This is a genomic window from Achromobacter xylosoxidans, assembly GCF_014490035.1.
GTDB lineage: Bacteria > Pseudomonadota > Gammaproteobacteria > Burkholderiales > Burkholderiaceae_B > Achromobacter > Achromobacter bronchisepticus_A.
The window spans coordinates 6,567,152-6,584,884 of record NZ_CP061008.1 but is presented as its reverse complement, the minus strand read 5'-3'; the positions used below and the strand labels follow the sequence as shown (position 1 = coordinate 6,584,884).

The 17,733-nt window shown below is 66.5% G+C and carries 16 protein-coding genes; 9 read left to right on the top strand and 7 right to left on the bottom strand.

The window, feature by feature from the left end:
• Window positions 1–23: 23 nt before the first annotated feature.
• The 5 genes from IAG39_RS30590 to IAG39_RS30570 all read right to left on the bottom strand — a co-directional run bounded on the left by IAG39_RS30590 (window position 24) and on the right by IAG39_RS30570 (window position 4,806).
• The gene (locus IAG39_RS30590; protein WP_118934574.1) at window positions 24–1,148 is read right to left on the bottom strand and encodes a saccharopine dehydrogenase family protein; all 1,125 of its coding nucleotides are present in this window, start codon (window positions 1,146–1,148) and stop codon (window positions 24–26) included.
• Between the two features lie 202 nt (window positions 1,149–1,350).
• Complete coding sequence (locus tag IAG39_RS30585; RefSeq protein ID WP_118934576.1) at window positions 1,351–1,743, bottom strand: DUF4148 domain-containing protein; 393 nt, start codon at window positions 1,741–1,743, stop codon at window positions 1,351–1,353.
• Between the two features lie 304 nt (window positions 1,744–2,047).
• Window positions 2,048–2,455, bottom strand: a complete 408-nt coding sequence (locus tag IAG39_RS30580; RefSeq protein ID WP_118934578.1) for a DUF1090 domain-containing protein — start codon at window positions 2,453–2,455, stop codon at window positions 2,048–2,050.
• 116 nt (window positions 2,456–2,571) lie between these two features.
• Complete coding sequence (gene ubiA / locus IAG39_RS30575) at window positions 2,572–3,498, bottom strand: 4-hydroxybenzoate octaprenyltransferase (RefSeq protein ID WP_059374163.1); 927 nt, start codon at window positions 3,496–3,498, stop codon at window positions 2,572–2,574.
• Window positions 3,499–3,606: 108 nt separating this feature from the next.
• Window positions 3,607–4,806, bottom strand: a complete 1,200-nt coding sequence (locus IAG39_RS30570; RefSeq protein ID WP_059374044.1) for a PLP-dependent aminotransferase family protein — start codon at window positions 4,804–4,806, stop codon at window positions 3,607–3,609.
• Window positions 4,807–4,970: 164 nt separating this feature from the next.
• Here IAG39_RS30570 and IAG39_RS30565 point away from each other — a divergent pair, with 164 nt between their 5' ends.
• The 6 genes from IAG39_RS30565 to IAG39_RS30540 all read left to right on the top strand — a co-directional run bounded on the left by IAG39_RS30565 (window position 4,971) and on the right by IAG39_RS30540 (window position 11,312).
• Complete coding sequence (locus tag IAG39_RS30565) at window positions 4,971–5,456, top strand: GAF domain-containing protein (RefSeq protein ID WP_059374045.1); 486 nt, start codon at window positions 4,971–4,973, stop codon at window positions 5,454–5,456.
• Window positions 5,457–5,772: 316 nt separating this feature from the next.
• The gene (gene dapA, locus IAG39_RS30560; RefSeq protein WP_118934580.1) at window positions 5,773–6,669 is read left to right on the top strand and encodes a 4-hydroxy-tetrahydrodipicolinate synthase; all 897 of its coding nucleotides are present in this window, start codon (window positions 5,773–5,775) and stop codon (window positions 6,667–6,669) included.
• 123 nt (window positions 6,670–6,792) lie between these two features.
• Window positions 6,793–7,569: a sterol desaturase family protein gene (locus IAG39_RS30555; protein ID WP_059374047.1), complete on the top strand. Its 777-nt coding sequence runs from the start codon at window positions 6,793–6,795 to the stop codon at window positions 7,567–7,569.
• Entirely contained in the window at window positions 7,529–8,461 is a 933-nt protein-coding gene (locus IAG39_RS30550) for a fatty acid desaturase (RefSeq protein ID WP_223283407.1), read from the top strand. Before IAG39_RS30555 ends, IAG39_RS30550 begins: the two co-directional genes overlap by 41 nt.
• 32 nt (window positions 8,462–8,493) lie before the next feature.
• Window positions 8,494–10,416 carry a StlD/DarB family beta-ketosynthase gene (locus tag IAG39_RS30545; RefSeq protein WP_118934582.1) on the top strand — a complete coding sequence of 641 codons (1,923 nt, stop codon included), beginning with the start codon at window positions 8,494–8,496 and terminating at the stop codon, window positions 10,414–10,416.
• Window positions 10,416–11,312 (top strand): DUF6999 family protein, encoded by an 897-nt coding sequence (locus IAG39_RS30540; RefSeq protein ID WP_118934584.1) that lies wholly within the window; start codon window positions 10,416–10,418, stop codon window positions 11,310–11,312. The genes IAG39_RS30545 and IAG39_RS30540 overlap by 1 nt, the downstream gene beginning before the upstream one ends.
• Window positions 11,313–11,316: 4 nt before the next feature.
• Here the strand turns inward: IAG39_RS30540 and IAG39_RS30535 are convergent, their stop codons facing one another.
• Entirely contained in the window at window positions 11,317–12,189 is an 873-nt protein-coding gene (locus tag IAG39_RS30535) for a MurR/RpiR family transcriptional regulator (protein WP_059374051.1), read from the bottom strand.
• A 26-nt stretch (window positions 12,190–12,215) separates the two neighbouring features.
• Entirely contained in the window at window positions 12,216–13,547 is a 1,332-nt protein-coding gene (locus tag IAG39_RS30530) for an aspartate aminotransferase family protein (protein ID WP_118934593.1), read from the bottom strand.
• Between the two features lie 121 nt (window positions 13,548–13,668).
• On the opposite strand from IAG39_RS30530, the gene IAG39_RS30525 reads away from it, so the two are divergent.
• From IAG39_RS30525 to IAG39_RS30515, 3 genes are all read left to right on the top strand, one after another.
• A complete protein-coding gene (locus IAG39_RS30525; RefSeq protein ID WP_118934586.1) occupies window positions 13,669–14,649 on the top strand; it encodes a Bug family tripartite tricarboxylate transporter substrate binding protein in 981 nt (326 codons plus the stop codon).
• A 12-nt stretch (window positions 14,650–14,661) separates the two neighbouring features.
• The gene (locus IAG39_RS30520) at window positions 14,662–16,158 is read left to right on the top strand and encodes a M81 family metallopeptidase (protein WP_118934589.1); all 1,497 of its coding nucleotides are present in this window, start codon (window positions 14,662–14,664) and stop codon (window positions 16,156–16,158) included.
• A gap of 160 nt (window positions 16,159–16,318) precedes the next feature.
• Window positions 16,319–17,602 carry a putative Na+/H+ antiporter gene (locus IAG39_RS30515; RefSeq protein WP_059374054.1) on the top strand — a complete coding sequence of 428 codons (1,284 nt, stop codon included), beginning with the start codon at window positions 16,319–16,321 and terminating at the stop codon, window positions 17,600–17,602.
• The last annotated feature ends 131 nt before the right edge of the window (window positions 17,603–17,733 follow it).

Below are 17,733 nucleotides of genomic sequence, written 5' to 3'. Positions count from 1 at the left end.
CGCCAGAGGCTGCGCGTCCTGGTTCAGCGGTCGGCCATGGCGCCGCTGCCCGCCAAGGCCAGCGGCTTGCCCGCGTAGACCCGGCCAAAGCGGTTATTGACGAACGCATCCAGATCGATGGCTTCCTGCCCGACGAACCCGCGTTGCGGCAGTGCGCCTTGCGCCACGAGGTCCAGCGCGGCGCAGATGCCCGCAGCCGTGGACAGTTGGATGGCGCTGAGACGATGGCCGTCGACGTCCGCGCCGAAGATGCGGATGGGGTAGGACTCTTCTTCCAGGCGTCCATGCCGGCGGCCTGAAGCCGAAGCCTGGATCACGATCACGTCCTGTTCGGTCGTGGGAATGGCGGCTTCGAAGATTTCCTTGAGCAGGTCGCGGCGGTCGCGCAGGCGCAGGTCATTGAGCAGCAGCTTCATGATGCTGCAGTGGCCCGGGTAGCGCACGGACTTGTAGTCCACGTTGCGGGCGCGGCCGCGCAAGGTGGCGGGCAGGGTGCCCAGTCCGCCGGAGGTGTTGAAGGCTTCGTACTCCACGCCGTCCAGCGCGAAGGTCTCGTAGCCTTCGAGCGCGGGCACGCTGGTCAGCTGGCCGTCGACGATGGCTTCGCAAGGGTTGCAGTACTCATTGATCAGTCCCTCCGTGCTCCAGGTCAGGTTGTAGCGCAGGTTGTTGGAGGGATAGCGCGGCAGGGCGCCCACGCGCATGCGCAGATCCAGCAGGGTATCGAAGCGGCGCGCCAGCGCGTTGCCGACCACGCCGATGAAACCCGGGGCCAGGCCGCATTGCGGCATCAGCACGCTGCGGGCGCTTTCCGCCAGCGCCTGGATGGCGTGCGTGCTGGCTACGTCTTCGGTCAGGTCGAAGTAGTGCACGCCCGCCTTTGCGCACAGCCCCGCCACCGCGGCGGCGCGGTGAAAAGGCAGCGCGTTGATGACCGCGTAACGCCCCTCGATGCATTGCGCCACGGAGTCGTCGCCGGAAATCTGGCGGGTTTCGCAGCCCAGTTCGGCCACGATGCGCAGCCGCTCGGGATCCTGGTCGGCGACCAGCACCGAATAGCCGCCGCTGCGTTCCAGCATCAGGGCAATGGCGAAACCGATTTTTCCGGCGCCCAGAAGTAGGACGGGCCGGGGAGAGGCGGTGGTCATGGTGCGGCTCCTGCATGGATGGGGGAGTAGGTGAGCTCATCCTATGCGCGGGCGCTGTCGATGTGTAGAGACTAAATAGTCGAATCGGCTGTAGGTAACGTCAATTCGACTTAATCAAATATCGAAACGTCAAAAACAAAGCCCTCCGGTTTGGGGCCGGAGGGCTTTGGGGCGCTGCCTGGCCGGGGAGGCCAGGGGGGGATCAGCTGCCCAGGGGCGGGTAGTCCAGGTTGCCGAAGGTGACCAGGCCTTCCGACTTGGCTTGAGCCAGTTCGGTGCGGACTTGGGCGCGGGTCAGCGAGGTGGCTTGTTCAGCCGCGGCGACGGGCGGGTAGTCCAGGTTGCCGAAGGTCACTTCACCGGCGTTCTTGGCTTGTTGCAGTTCAGCTTGCACTTGCTGCGAGGTCAGGGTCGACTTCGGGGCGATGGCGGCGGGGTAGCCTTCTTCGCCGAAGGTGTATTGGCCCGAGGCCTTGGCTTGTTGCAGTTCGGCTTGGACCTGAGCGCGGGTCGGGCCCTGATCGGCCTCGGCGGCTTGGGCGCCGGCAGCCAGAACGGACATGGACAGCATCAAAGCGGTAGCAAGGGTTTTCATAGCAGACCTCCAATGTCTTGAGCTTGGGAGCCGAACCGCTGGCCTGATTGCCTGGGGTTCGCTTGCTGTGTCCCGATGAGATGCATTCTGGGCGCAAATCATCTCCGGATAAACCCTGATTCCCTGAAAACATCTTTCCAAAAAGAAGACTAATAGGTTTCCATTTCACCAAATGGCACCATGGGTGGTGGAATTTCCATTTGATGACACCATAGGAAGTAGTCCCCCCGGGAGGGGAGAGATCTGGCGGCGGGGGAAATGGGGCGCGCAGCCCCGGGAAGGCCCCGGGGCCGGCTGGAAGGAATCAGCGGTTCAGTTCGACCAGCGCGGCGTTGTATTCCGCCCGGGCTTCGTCCAGCTTGCGCTGGGCTTTGTCGATCTTGTCCTGCTTGCCCTTGGCGCGGGCCTGCTTGAGCTCGCTTTCGCGCTCGGCGACCTTGTTCTGCTTCTCGCGCACGTCCGCTTCGCGCTGGGATTGCAGGCGGCTGTCGGTGCAATTTGCCCGGGCTTCGGCCAGGGCCTTGCGCAGCCCGGCCTCGCGGCGGGTATTGTTTTGCGCCTTGGCGGCGGCGATGTCGTTTTCGATTGCGCAGAACTTGGCTGCGCAGCCGCGCTGGGCAGAGCAATCGCTGGCGGCGGCCTGTGCTGGAATGGCCACGAACGCGGCGGCTGCGGCGGCCGTCAAGGCCAGGGATTTGAGCAATGAGGGCATGCGTGGTCTCCGTAGTGCGTTGCGGAGACTCCATCATGGCCCCAGTCGGCGCCACGGGCAATGCGCGGCGTCAACGGGGCATCGGCGCGGTCCCCAGTGCGGCGCCGATGCTGCTTTTAGCGGATCAGCGTACCCGCCAGCGCGGCGGCAACCAGCAGCGCGCCCAGCCAGAGGTTGGCGCGGAACAGCATGAAGTTGCGGTCGGGGCGCTGGATGTCGAAGACCTTCAGCTGCCACGCCAGGTGCGCCGCCACGGCCACCATGCCGACCTGGTAAGCCCACGACAGACCGATGGCGTAACCGCCCCAGGCCCACAGCGCCACGGTGGCCACGTAGAAGCCGCCGATCCAGAGCTTGCCCTGGTCGCCAAATCGCATGGCGGTGGAATGCAGGCCCAGGCTACGGTCGTCGCGCACGTCCACGTAGGCGTAGATGCTGTCGTAGCCCACCTGCCACAGCACCGCGCCGGCCCACATGGCGACGGCGGCCAGCGGCACGTGGTTCTGCGTATCCGACCAGGCCATCAGCATGCCCCAGTTGAAGCAGATGCCCAGCACCACTTGCGGCCAGTAGGTGACGCGCTTGCACAGCGGGTAGATGAAGACGAAGGGCAGCACGGCCACGGCCAGCCAGCGGCTCATGTCGTTCAGGAAGAACAGCAGCGACCCGCAGACCAGCAACTGCCCGAGCAGGAACCAGACCGCGTTCTTCATCGTCAGCTGGCCGCTGGTCAGCGGCCGGAAGCGCGTGCGCTCGACGTGCTTGTCGAAATTGCGGTCGCACATGTCGTTGACGGTGCAGCCGATGCCGCGCATCAGCAGCGCGCCCAGCGAGAACACGATCAGCCGCTGCAGGTCGGGCAGGCCGCCCGCGGCCTGGATCAGCGCGGCAATGGCCGGCAGCAGGGTCAGCCAGGTGCCGATGGGGCGGTCCAGGCGGCACAGGCGGGCATAGGGCCGCCAGGACTTGGGTAGCCAGCGTTCGACCCAGTCGGTGAAAACGATGTCGCTGAGGTCGACGGGAGATTGTTGGGGAGCGCTCACTGTCACTGCGAAACGGAATGGGAAAACCAAGAGCATAAAACAACGGCGGCCGGACATCGCGCCCGGCCGCCGCTCATGTTCCGCAGCGCCGCAGGCGCTTCGGGAGGATCAAACCTCTTCTTTCAACAGCTTGCCCAGGATGGCGATGCCGCGGCGGATCTTGTCTTCCGGCACGGTGGCAAAGCTCAGGCGCAGCGTGTTGGCACCGCCGCCGCCGCTGTAGAACGGCGCGCCGGGCACGAAGGCGACGTTTTGGGCGACGGCCTTTTCCAGCAGCTTGGTGGCGTCGATATGCTTGGGCAGCGTGAGCCAGATGAACATGCCGCCCTCCGGCTTGGTCCAGCTGACGGTGTCAGGGAAGTCCTGCTTGATGGCTTCGAGCATGCAGCTGCCCTGGGCGCGGTAGATCTCGCGCACGTTGGGCAGGTGTTCTTCCAGGAAGCCGTCCTTGACGATCTCGTACACGGCCATCTGGGTTAGGGTAGGCGTGTGCAGGTCGGTGGCCTGCTTGGCTTGCTGCAGCTTGTTGATGAGCGCCTGTGCGCCGACGATGTAGCCCAGGCGCAGGCCGGGGGCCAGCACCTTGGAGAACGTACCCAGGCGTACGACGTTGGCGCCGTACTCGGCGGCCAGGGCGATCAGGCCGGGCTGAGGCTCGCCCGCGTAGCGGAGTTCGCCGTAGGGATCGTCCTCAACGATGGTGAGGTTCAGTTCGGCGGCGCGCTTGAGCAGTGCGATGCGGCGCTCCAGGTTGAGCGTGCGGCCGGTGGGGTTCTGGAAGTTGGGCAGGGCGTACAGGAAGCGGGCGCCGTCGGCCAGTTCGGGCGTGATGGCTTCGGGGATCAGGCCACCGTCGTCGCTGGGTACTGGCACGAACTTGGGCTGGTACAGACCGAACGATTGCAGCGCGCCCAGATAGCTGGGGTCTTCGACCAGGACCTTGCTGTTCTTGTCGATCAGCACCTTGCCCAGCAGGTCCAACGCCTGCTGCGAGCCCGACACGATCAGGACCTGGTCCGGGTTGACGTTGACGCCCGCCTTCTTCATGTCGTCCGCGACCCATTGGCGCAGCGGTGCGTAGCCTTCCGTGGGGCCATACTGGAGTGCCGCGCGGCCGTTGGTGGCCAATACCTTGTCGAATGCCGCACGCACCACTTCTACCGGGAAACCGCCGGGCGCCGGCAGGCCGCCAGCGAACGAGATGACCTCGGGGCGTTCCGTTACCTTGAGGATTTCACGAATGGCGGAACTGGTGAGTTGCTGGGCGCGTTCCGAAAAGGAAAATGCGGGTTCGAGAGGTTTATCCATGAGTGCTCTTTGGAAGGGTAAGGAAATGCGGGCAGTTTGTCCGTTGGGGGTGGGCTAGGGCAATCTAGAAATTATTGTCCCACACGACCGTCACCCGGCCCTCTTAATGGCCGCAGCCTCTAAAATCACCTGCATCGATAACCGCCTGTACAGTTACATTTCCCATGTTCGAAGCCGCTCCCATCGTCGCCGATTCCAAGGCCGCCCTGTATGCCGGACTGGTCGCCCAGGCCCGTGCCCTGCTCGAAGGCGAGCATGACCGCATCGCCAATGCCGCCAACCTGAGCGCGCTGGCCTATCAGGCCCTGCCCGAACTGAACTGGGCGGGTTTCTATTTCTTCGACGGCACCGAACTGGTGTTGGGCCCGTTCCAGGGCAAGCCGGCCTGCGTGCGCATTCCGCTGAACCGCGGCGTGTGTGGCGCGGCCGCCAGCCAGCGCCAGACGCAGCTGGTGCCTGACGTGCACGCGTTCCCCGGCCACATCGCCTGCGATGCGGCCTCGCGTTCCGAAATCGTGGTGCCGCTGGTGCACCAGGGCCAATTGATCGGCGTGTGGGATGTGGACAGCCCCGTGCCCGACCGCTTCGACCAAGACGACCGCCAGGGCATGGAAGCCCTGTGCGCGGTGTTCCTGGCGAGCCTGGGCTGAGGCGCGGCGTTGACAGCGTTGCGGGCTCCCGGTAGATTCCCGCATCTGCGCTTGCAGATCACTGCATTCAATCCATACATGATTCATCAGGCCAACCAATCCGCTTTCCCGTTCCGCGCCCAGGGCGTGGTGCTGGTTTGCGCCGGCCTGAAATCCAAAAAACAGCCGCTCATCTGACCGGAGCATGCTGTTCCGTCAGATGGGCGACGGAACAGCGGCCTCCTGGCGGCGCTTGGCGCCGTCCGCGCATCCCCTGACATCCCGAGCACTTCTGTACGGTCCAACCACGGTCCGCTTACACCGAAGGAGTGTTCTCATGCAATCTCATCATCAATCTCCGATCCAGGGCGTCTGGGTGCCTCTGGTCACGCCGTTTTCCGGCGGCGCCGTCGATGGCGGGGCCTTGCGCCGCCTGGTGCGCCACTATGCCGCCGCGGGCGTGGACGGGCTGGTGGTGTGCGGCAGCACCGGCGAAGCCGCGTCGCTGGATGATGCCGAGCAACTGGCGGTGCTGGACGCCGTGCTGACCGAGGCGGGCAGGCTGCCCGTCATCATGGGCCTGGCGGGCAATCATCATGGACACGTGATGCAGCGCCTGGCCGCCTTCGGCACGCGTCCGCTGGCCGGCATCCTGGCGCCCGCGCCGTATTACGTGCGCCCCGGCCAGGAAGGCGCCGCCCTGTATTTCCGCTGCCTGGCCGATGCCTCGCGTTTCCCCCTGGTGCTCTACGACATTCCCTACCGCACCGGCACTACGCTGGATACAGCGATCCTGCTGGCGCTGGCCGCGCATCCCAACATCGCGGCGATCAAGGACTGCGGCGGTTCGCTGGAAAAGACCATCGCGTTGATCGCCGACGGCAACATGAACGTGCTGGCGGGCGAGGACCTGCAGGCGCTGTCCGTGATGAGCCTGGGGGGCGCGGGCATGATCGCGGCCGCCGCGCACATCCGCCCCGACCTGTTCGTGGCCATGCACCAGGCGGTGAAGGCGCAGCAACTGGACCTGGCCAGGAAGCTGTTCCACGCGCTGGTCCCCATCATCCAGCTGACCTTCGCCGAGCCGAACCCCGGCCCCTTGAAGGCGCAACTGGGCCGCCAGGGCCTGCTGAGCGACGAACTGCGGCTGCCGATGCCGGCCGCAAGCACGGGTCTGGCCGCGCGCATGGACGCCGCCGTGGCGGGGCTGAACCGGCAATATCCCTGCCAGTAGCCCGAACTTGGTGAGCAGTCCGCCAGCTTTGTGGTCTTCGGATTCATTTTGTAATAAATGTCCTACCGGGAAGCTGACGGATTGCTTATCATGCGCCCATTCTTCGGGTGAAACAGAACGTTCATGGCCCAAGCTTTTGTAGCCTTGTCCGCCTGGCAAGTCATGCTGGCGGGCCTGCTTTTCTTCGGCGGCATCTATCTGGTCTTCGGCGCGGCCACCTGGCTGCTGACGCACCATATCCTGCCCGCGCTGGGCATCGGACGTCCGCTGGATCCGCGTCCGCTGGCGCCGGGCCAGCTGCGGCGCGAGTTCGCGCAATCCGGCTTGTCCATCCTGCTGTTCGGCACGGGCATGATTTTTCCGTGGGGCCTGCTGCAGCTGGGCTGGGCGCACCTGGACCCTGACGCCAGCTGGCAAAAGATCACGCTTGAAATCCTGGTGCTGGTGGCCTGGAACGACGTGCATTTCTGGATCAACCACCGCCTGCTGCACACCAAGCTTTTGCGCCGCTTCCACCTGCCGCATCACCGCTCGGTGGTGACCACGCCATTCTCGACCTACAGCTTCCATCCCATCGAGGCGCTGATGCTGGGCAACGTGATCATGCTGCCCATGGTGCTGCATGATTTCAGCTTCTGGGCGCTGGCCTCGGTGCCGCTGTTCAGCCTGTTCTTCAACTGCATCGGCCACGCCAACTACGACTTCTTCCCCAATGTGTCCTACGCGCATTGGTTCGCCGCCAGCCGCCGGCACCACCTGCACCACGCCTGCTACAACGGCAATTACGGTTTCCAGTTCACGTTCATGGACCGCCTGTTCCGCACCCGCCTCAAGGCCGAGGCGGCGCAGTCCCAGCTGAATGCTTTCCGGCAGCGAGAATCGCTTGGCGGGCGCGCTTAAGCGGCAACGCAGGCTGCCGTCGCTGCGCAACTGGCGCGACTGGCAAAGCCTGGCCTATCTGGCCGCGCTGCCCGCCCTGGCGGCCTGGCAGTGGGTGCACGGGTTCTGGTGGCCGCTGTACGGCCTGATGCTGTTCCTGACCCTGGGCGTGGGCGTCATCCACCACAATCACACGCACATCCGCATGTGGCGGGGGCGCTGGACCAACCGCGCCACCGACTTCTGGATCACGCTGCTCCAAGGGCATCCGACCTTTGTGTTCTATCCGGCGCACGTGGCCAATCACCATCGCTACAAGCACGGCGCGCGCGACGTGGCGCGCACCTATCGGTTCGGCGGCGACACCAATCACCTGTGGGGCTACCTGATCCATCCCTTGCAGGCCGGCTGGGTGCTGTACCCGCTGTTCTTCGCGTGGCTGGGCCGCCTGCGCCGCCACTGGCCGGGCGCGTGGCGCTATTGCATGGCGCAGTACGGCGTGTGGCTGGGCCTGTGGGGCGGGCTGTTGGCGGTGAACCCCATGAAGGCGCTGGTGTTTGTCATCGTGCCGCAGCTGCACGGCCTGCACTGGCTGCTGGCCACCAACTATCTGCAGCATGCCCATGCCGATGGCGGACCCCGGTCCGTCGCAGGCCTGAACTATGCGCGCAATTTCGAAGGGCTGGTCAATCCGCTGCTCTTCAACATCGGCCTGCACACCGCGCACCATGAGCATCCGCGGGCGCACTGGTCCGAACTGGTGCGCCTGCACCGCGAGCAATACCGCAGCCGCGTGAATCCGGCCTTGAACGAGCCCGGCCTCACGCCCTACATGTTCCGCGTGTTCGTGCTGGGCGCTTTCCTGCCGCGCTTTCGCAGCCGTTCATGCATGGCGCCCGAGCACATCCGCTAGCGCCGCACCCCTATATCCACCAGAGGCCTCTCATGCCCATCGCGTTTCATCGTGTCTATCTGGAAAGCGCCGGTTATTTCATGCCGGGCGAACCCGTGTCCAACGATGCCATGGACAGCTACATCGCGCCGCTGAATCGCATGTCCAGCCGCATCAAGAGCCGCATCCTGGCCGAGAACGGCATCAAGCAGCGCTACTACGCGATCGACCCCGAAGGCGCCACGGTGTTCAGCAACGCGCAACTGGCGGCCAACGCCATCCGCGATTGCCTGCGGCGTCACGACAGCGACCTGTCCGCCGTGTCGCTGCTGGCCAGCGGCTCCTCGGGCGGGGATGCGTTGATGCCGGGCTTCTCCAACATGATCCAGGGCGAGTTGGCCGCGCATCCGATGGAAACCCTGTCGGTGCACGGCATCTGCGCGGCGGGCGTATCGGCCATCCAGACGGCCGCGCAGGGCGTGGAACTGGGCGGACATGCCAGCGCCCTGGCCGTGGCCAGCGAACTGCCGTCGCGGCTGTTCAAGCGTTCGCGTTTTGCGGCGCGCGGCTATGACGCGGACTTCGACGCGCATTTCCTGCGCTGGATGCTTTCGGACGGCGCGGGGGCGGTGCTGTTGGGCAATAGCGGCCGGCCCCTGCCGGGCGCGTCGCAAGGCGTGCGCCTGCGCCTGAAGTGGGTGCACCAGCGCTCGTTCTCGGGCGACTATCCGGTGTGCATGCAGCTGGGCCTGTCGGCCGACCGCGCCCGCGGCCATCTGGACTATCCGTCCTGGAACGAGGCCGAGGCCGACGGCGCGTTGTCGCTGCGCCAGGACATCCGCCTGCTGCCGCACCTGTTCGACATCGGCATCCATGAATACGCCAAGCTGGTGCGCGATGGTTGGGTGGATCCGGACCAGGTCGATCACTTCCTGTGCCACTACTCGTCGGAGAAATTCATTCCTGTGGTGGAAGACCTGATGGAGAAGGCCGGCCTGGTGATCCCGCGCGAACGCTGGTTCAGCAATCTGGCGTGGCGCGGCAACACCGGCGCGGCGTCCATCCTGATCATGCTGGCGGAGTTCCTGGAAACGCGCGAAGTGAAGCCGGGCGAACAGATCTTCTGCTACATCCCGGAATCGGGCCGTTTCATGGCCGCCTACATGCTGCTGGAGGCCGAGGCGGTCCATGCCCCGCAGATCGCCGCGGGCGCGCCGGCGGCGGCTGCGCCGCGCGAGGACGCGAACAGCGATGACGCTGCAGCCATCGCGCCGCCGCATGACCCGGACATGGCGCCCCAAGGCCTGGGCCAGCTGCTGACCGAACTGGCCGCGATCTGGCACGACTACCGCTCGCGCGTGTGGCGCACGCCGGTGGTGCGGCGCCTGCGCAACCGCCAATTCCAGACGGCCGACTACCTGAACTGGATGGAGAACTGGATTCCGCAGGTGCGCGAAGGCAGCAAGTGGATGCGCGAAGGCGCGGCCTCGCTGACGGAGCAGTACGCGCCGCTCGCGGCCTTGATCGACACGCATGCGGGCGAAGAGCAGAACGACTTCCAGATCCTGTTCCAGGACTATCGCACCGCGGGCGGCGCGGTCGCGGACATCGACGCCCTGCGCCGCAACCCCGGCGGCGAGGCGCTCAACGCCTATCTCCACGGTTTGGCCGCCACGCGCGACCCCATTGGCCTGCTGGGCGCCATCTACATCATCGAAGGCACGGGCCAGCGCATCGTGCCCGCGCTGCTGCCGCTGCTGAAGGCCAGCCTGAAGCTGCCGCCGGACGCCTTCCGCTTCCTGGAGTACCACGGCCACAACGACGAGCATCACCTGGCGCGCTGGCTGTCGGCGGTGGAGCTGGCGCTGGACTGCGACGAGGACGGCCGCGCCGAGCAGCGCATCGTCGACACGGCGCGCCGCACGGCCGCGCTGTACCTGATGCAGTTCCACCATGTGATGGAAGGCGAAGCGTAATGAGCAAAGAACCCGAATTCCTTGCCAAACCGCACGATCCCGCCGACCCCAGCCCCTGGCTGGCGCTCTACCTGGACCGCAGCACGCCCTTGCCGGACAAGGTGAAGAAGGCCTGGCTGACCGATTCCAGCTGCGCCTCGCGCCAGTACCTGCTGCCGTTCCTGCGGCCGTTGGCGCGCGCCTTCATCATCCTGATCCAGGTCATCAAGACCTTCCTGCCGCGCCGCTGGTCGCATTCGAAGCTGTTGCACCGCATCCTGGCCTGGGGCCTGAAGCGCTTCGTGTCGCCCGAGGCCAACTGGCTGATCCTGCGCCACTTCCATCTGGGCGCGCAGATCCTGTCGTTCATTGCCGCCAACTCGCCGGTGCGCGTCACCACCACGCCGCTGGAACCGCGCAACATCGATGATCTGAAGGACGAACTGTTCGTCAAGCACGACCTGAACCTGTTCAACTTCGTCATTCGCCTGAACCAGGCGCTGCGCGATGCGGGGGTGGAGATGCACGCGCCGCAACAGGTCGATTTCTCGATGATCCGCGACCCGGACCTGTCGCTAGAAGACATGCCGCAAGGCAAGCTGAATTTCCTGGACCTGCAAAGCGCCATCGAGCTCTTCACGCCGCTGTATCAGCTGATGCTGACCGACAACGACTTCTGGCGCGCGGCCAATTCGCTGCAGCTGGACGAGACCATCGGCATTTACGCGGCCAAGCTGCTGGGCGCGCCGCAGCACCTGATCCTGGTCAACAACAACCATCCGCTGGTGCCGATGTCGACCCTGCGCGCGGGCTACCGGCTGGTGCTGCACGGGCTGTCCACCGAGATGCTGCACAGCCTGCTGATGGAAATGAAAGAGGCGCAGCAAGGCGGCGAGCCGCCCGCGCCGATCGCCTGAGTCCTCAGCGCTTTTCGGCGTACACGCCGAAGCGCTGCAGCTGGGCTTCGCTGTTGGCGATTTCGCGCAGGCTTTCCTCGCCGCTGTGCGCGACCAGCATCGCGGCCAGCGTCTGGGCGATGGACAGCGCAGGCACCACCGAGGGAAACAGCGAGGGCGTGTCGTTGGCCACCAGCAGCAGCGCCTTGGCGCCCGGGGCGATGGGCGACACCGCGCTGTCCGTGACCGCCACCACGCCGGCGCCGCGCTCACGCGCGAACTCCACGGCCGTGACTGCCGCCTGCGCATAAGGCGCCTGGCTGAAGGCGACCAGCGCGTCGTCCGGTCCGATGCGGCGCAACTCGTCGGCCAAGGTGCCGCCGACGCCGCTGAGCAGGGTGACCTTGTCCAGGAACATGCCGCAGGCATAGCTGAAGTGATAGGCCGCCGGATACAGGCTGCGCAGGCCGATGACATAGACGCGGCGCGCGCCCGCCAGCAGGCCGTGGGCGGCCTTCAGCGCCGGCAGTGCGGAGGGACCGAGGCTGCTGCCCAGGTTGCGCACTTCGGCGTCGAGGATGTCGGCGACCAGCCCGGCGTCGGCGTCGTGCTGCGGACGCTTGCGCAACGCGGTGGCGCGGCCCGAGAAGCTGGATCCGCCGGCGGCCAGCCAGTCGCGGTAGGGCTGGCGGAACGCTTCGTAGGTATCGAACCCCAGTTGCCGCGCCAGGCGCAGCATGACGCCGGCCTGCACGCCGGCGTGGCCGGCCGCGGCGCGCATCGACTCCAGGGCGATGTCCTTGGGATGATCGATTGCATAGCGGGCCGCCTGCCGCAGCTTGGGCGGCAGGGAGGAGAACTGGGTTTCGATCAGTTTGTCGATGGCGGCTTTATCCATCTGCGCTCCGGGTAAGGTGCCGCGTATTATGGCGTATCGTCCGCCAGCGCCAGGTCGATGGCGCGGGCCAGCGCGTCCGCCGCAAAGGCCAGCTCATCGGCCGTGCTGAGGTAAGGCGGCGCCAGCAGCACGTGGTCGCCAAGCTTGCCGTCTATGGTTCCTCCGCCCGGATAGCACAGCAGGCCCAGTTCGCGCGCCTGAGTCTTGATGCGCGCATGCAGGCGGCGCTGCGGCGCGAATGCGCGCAGGCTGCCGGGATCCTCGGCCAGCTCCACGCTCCAGAACATGCCGCGGCCGCGGATGTCGGCGACGTGCGGATGCCTTTCCAGGCTCGCCGCCAGCATGGCGCCGAACTGCGCGCCCATATCCGCCACGCGCGCCACCAGCTTGTCGCGCAGCACGATGCGCTGCACCGCCAGCGCCGCGGCGCAGGCCACCGGATGGCCGACATAGGTGTAGCCGTGCTGGAACGCGCCCGAGCCCGCGTTGATGGCGCCGATGACGCGGTCGTGCGCCAGCACGGCGCCGATGGGCACATAACCGCCGCCCAAACCCTTGGCCAGCGTCAGCAGGTCAGGCGTTACGCCTTCCTGTTCGAAGGCGTGATAGCTGCCGGTGCGGCCCAGCCCGCACATGACCTCGTCCAGGATCAGCAGCACGCCATGGCGGTCGCATACCTGGCGGATCTTGCGGAAGTAGCCCGGTACCGGCGCGACCGTCCCCGCAGTGGCGCCGACCACGGTTTCCGCGATGAATGCGGACACGGTATCCGGACCCAATCGCAAGATCTCTGCGTCCAGTTCCGCCGCCAGGCGGTCGGTGTATTGCTCGTCGCTTTCTCCGGCTTCGCGGTAGTGCAGGGCAAAGCAGGGCGAGACGTGGTGGCTTTCGATCAGCACGGGCTGATACAGCGCGCGGCGTCCAGCGTTGCCGCCTACCGACAAGGCCGCCAGCGTGTTGCCGTGATAGCTCTGACGCCGGGCGATGTAGCGATAGCGCCCGGGCTCGCCGCGCTCGACGTGGTACTGGCGCGCCATCTTCAAGGCGGTCTCGACGGCTTCCGAACCGCCCGAGACGAAGTAGGCATTGCCCAGGCCCGCCGGGCTGTTGGCCGCCAGCAGTTCGGCCAGTTCTTCGGCGGCCGGGGTGGTGAAGAAGCTGGTGTGCGCGTACTCCAGCGCATCCAGCTGCGCGGCAGCCGCGGCGCGCACTTCGGGGTGCGCGTGTCCCAGGCACGAGACCGCCGCGCCGCCGGAGGCGTCGAAGTAGCGCCGGCCTTCCTGGTCGACGATGAAGCTGCCTTCGCCCTTGATGGCGACGGGCAGGGGGCTGGAGTTGCGATGGATGATGCGGCTCATGGCGTCGTGCGTGGTGTGGTTGGTAAAATAAAACACATGGTATATTTGTTGTGAAAATAAACCAAACGGTTTTATTGTCGCGTAGGCCGTTGCATCGTCATCATTCGCTCAAGGGGGCGTCATGAAGTTTTCCCATCTGTTGCGTCGTTGGACTTTCGGGATTGCGGCGGCTGCCGCGTTGGGCGCGGCCGGGCAGGCCAGCGCCGCGTGGCCGGAGCAGCCGGTGCGTCTGGTGGTGCCGTTCGCCGCCGGCGGCACGACCGACTTGCTGGGCCGCCTGATGGCGGAGGGCCTGGGCGCCGAACTCGGCCAGTCCGTGGTGGTGGTCAACAAGGCCGGCGCGGGCGGCAGCCTGGGCGCATCCGAGGTGGCGCACGCACAGCCGGACGGCTACACCTTGCTGCTGGGCACGCCTGGCACGCAGATCATCAACGCCTACGTCTACAAGAAGATCGGCTATGACCCGGTCAAGGATTTCGCGCCGGTCGCCTACGTGGCGCAGGTGCCCAACGTGGTGCTGACGCATCCCGGCTCCGGCCTGAAGAACATGGACGATCTGCTGCGCACCGCGCGCGCCGAGCCCGGCCGCTTGAACTGGGGGTCGCCCGGCGTGGGCAGTTCTGGCCATCTGGCGCTGGAGATGATCAAGCGCATGGGCAAGGTGGACATCCGCCACGTGCCGTACAAGGGCGCGAGCCAGGCCAACAATGACCTGCTGGGTGGGCAGATCGATCTGTCGGCCGACAACCTGCCCACCGCTTTGCCGCTGATCAAGGCAGGCAAGCTGGTGGCCCTGGGAGTGACCTCGGCCCAGCCGGTTGCCGCAGCGCCGGGCGTGGCCGCCATCGCGCAGTCCGTGCCGGGCTTCGAGCTGACTTCGTGGTTCGTGCTGATGGCGCCCGCCGGCACGCCGCAGCCGGTCGTCGACAAGCTCAACGCCGCCGCCCAGCGGGTGCTGCAATCGCCCGCCACGCGCGAACGGCTCGAGGCGCTGGCCGCGCAGCCCGTGGGCGGCACGCCGCAAGCGCTGGGGCAGCATCTGCAGACGGAGCGCGAGAAGTACCGCGTCCTGATCGAAGGCACCGATATCCGTCCGGAATAAACGGGGAAACGCATGGGCAAGGGCACGAAGAAACGGCTGGCGGTGGCACGCTTCTGGTACGAAGGCAACGCCTTCTGCCCGGCGCCTTGCTCCATGGCGGATTTCGAGCGGCGCGAGTGGCGCAAGGGCGGCGACGCCCTGGCGGCCGCCGCTGGCACGGCCACCGAACTGGGCGAAGTGGCCGAGTTCGTCCGCGCGCATCCGGACTGGGAGGTGGTGGCCTTGCGCTGCGCGTCCGCCCTGCCTGGCGGGCCGATAGACGACGCCGTGCACCGCGCCTTTACCGAAGAGGTGCTGGCCGGACTGGCCGCGGACGAGGATGGCTGGGATGCCGTCTACCTGTCGCTGCATGGCGCCGCCATCACCGACCTGCGCCAGACGCCCGATCTGGATTTCGTGCGGGCCGTGCGGGCCTTGCTGCCCGAAGTGCCTCTGGGCGCGAGCTTCGACTTGCACGCCAACCTGGCCCCTGAGCTGGGCGGCCTGCTGGATTGCGCCAGCGGCTACAAGACCTATCCCCACATAGACATGCGCGAAGCGGCTGGGCGGGTGCTCGGCATGCTGTTGCGCACGCAGGCCGGCATGCTGTCGCCGCGCGTGCTGGTGGCCAAGCCGGATTTGCTGTTGTCCAGCTTCAATATGCGCACCGATGCCGGACCCATGCGCGAATTGCAGGATCTGGCCGCAGTCCAGGTGGGCGAGGGCGTGGTGGAAGTCTCGGTGTTCGGCGGCTTTCCGTATGCCGATACCGTCGATACCGGCGCATCGGTGCTGGTGGTGGCCGACATGGCGCGCGATGCCGCAGGCGCGCGGTCGCAGGCCGTGACCGAGACCATGACGGCGGCGATGCGGCGTCTGGCGCCCGCATTTGCGGTCAGCTTGCCGACACCGCAAGAAGGGCTGGCATTGGCCATGGAAGCGGCGCGCGCGGGCGGCTTGGTGGCCGTCACAGACCCGGGGGACAACCCCTTGTCGGGCGGCGCATGCGACACGCCCGCGCTGTTCCGCGCCTTGCTGGATGCGTCGATCGACCTGCCTTGCGTGTTCGCCAGCTTCGCGGATCCGCAGGCGGTGCGGCGCGCGTACGAAGCGGGTTTGGGCGGCGCTTGCGAACTGGACCTGGGCGGCCGCGTGAGCCGCGATTTCGGCGCGCCGGTGCGTGCGGCGTTCCGGGTCGAACGCTATACCGATGGCGAATTCCGCAATGCCGGCCCGATGGAAACGGGCGTGCGCACGAGCTGCGGACGCACCGCGCTGCTGTCGCTGCGCGACAGGCCCAACGTGCAGGTCATCATCACCGAGCTGGTGGCGCCAGCCAACGATCCGGGCTTCTTCACCTTGCATGGCATCGACCTCGGTCAGGTGCGCTTGCTGTGCGTGAAGGCCAAGAACCACTTCCGCGCGGCTTTCCTGCCGCTGTGCGCCGCGATCATCGACGTCGACGCGCCCGGCCCCGCGGCGCTGGACCTGCGGCTGCTGCCGTTCCGGCATGCGCGCAGGGCGCAGTGACCCGCCCGCGAGACTTGGGGAACTAGCGGCGCGGACCCGCGCATCTTGGTGTTGACCCTGCGTTACACGGCAAGGGCCTTGCGCTATATTGCGACCCTTGTCCCGCAGGCCCGCCGGGCGGTGTCCGCGCTGTCGTATCCCTCTTCCGGAAGTCGTTTACATGCCCCAGACACTTGAAGTCATCGCCACCCTCCTGTTCGCCGTGGCGGTTCTTCATACCTTCTCGGTTCCGTTCTTCGCGCGGCTCGCGCATCGTGGCGGACCGCATGCGGGCATCTGGCATCTGTTCTCCGAAGTCGAGGCTGTGTTCGGCGTCTGGGCCTTCGTGCTGATCGTGGCGATGGCGGCGCTGGCGGGTCCCTCGCATGCCATCGAGTACATGGACACGCGCAACTTCACCGAGCCGCTGTTCGTCTTCGTGATCATGGTGGTGGCGGCCAGCCGGCCGATTCTGGAGCTGGTGGGCATGCTGGTGCGGCTGGTGGCGCGCGTGCTGCCGCTGCCGCGCGAACTCGCCACGTTTTTTGTCGTGATGTCGCTGGTGCCGCTGGGCGGCTCCTTCATCACCGAACCCGCCGCGATGACGCTGGCCGCCATCCTGTTGCGCGACGCCTATTTCCGCAGCAGCGGGCGCGCGGGCTTCAAGTACCTTACGCTGGGCGTGCTGTTCGTCAACGTCTCCATCGGCGGCGTGCTGACTTCGTATGCCGCGCCGCCCGTGCTGATGGTGGCTTCCACCTTCGGCTGGGACTCGAGCTTCATGGCGCAGCATTTCGGCTGGCGCGCCGCGATCGCCGTCTGCCTGAATGCGGCGCTGTTGACCTTCATCTGCCGCAAGGCGCTGCTGGAGCGCTCGGTGGGCACGGGCGGCGGCGTGGACGCGCCCGAAGGCGGCGATGCGCGCGGGCCGGTGCCGCTGCTGGTCATGCTGGTGCACCTGGTCTTCCTGGTCGCCGTGGTGCTCAGCGCGCATCATCCGGCCATCTTCCTGGGTCTGTTGATGATGTTCATTGGCTTTGCCGAAGCCTACAAGCGCCACCAGAGCCGCCTGATGATCAAGGAAGGCCTGATGGTCGGCTTCTTCCTGGCCGGGCTGGTGGTGCTGGGCGGCCTGCAGAAGTGGTGGCTGCAGGACCTGCTGGGCGGGCTTGAACCTTTCGTGCTGTTCTGGGGCGCGACCGCGCTCACCGCCATCACCGACAACGCCGCGCTGACCTACCTGGGTTCGCTGGTCGAAGGCACCAGCGAGGCCTGGCGCTACATGTTGGTGGCCGGCGCCGTCACGGGCGGCGGGCTGACCGTGATCGCCAATGCGCCCAACCCGGCCGGTTTCGCCATCCTGAAGAACCACTTTCCGGACGGCAGCATTTCATCGGGGCGGCTGTTCCTGTCGGCCCTGGCGCCAACCCTGGTGGCGGCGGTCATGTTCCTGCTTCCCGTATAGGGAGACGGGCCCCGGGAGGCCCCTGAGGCGCCGTCCAAGGCGGGCCGCCGGGGCCGGACACCGGCCGTTCACGAAAAACCGCTAAAATTCAAGACTTTCCCGTATTTTTTCCGGCCTCGCCCACCCGCCGC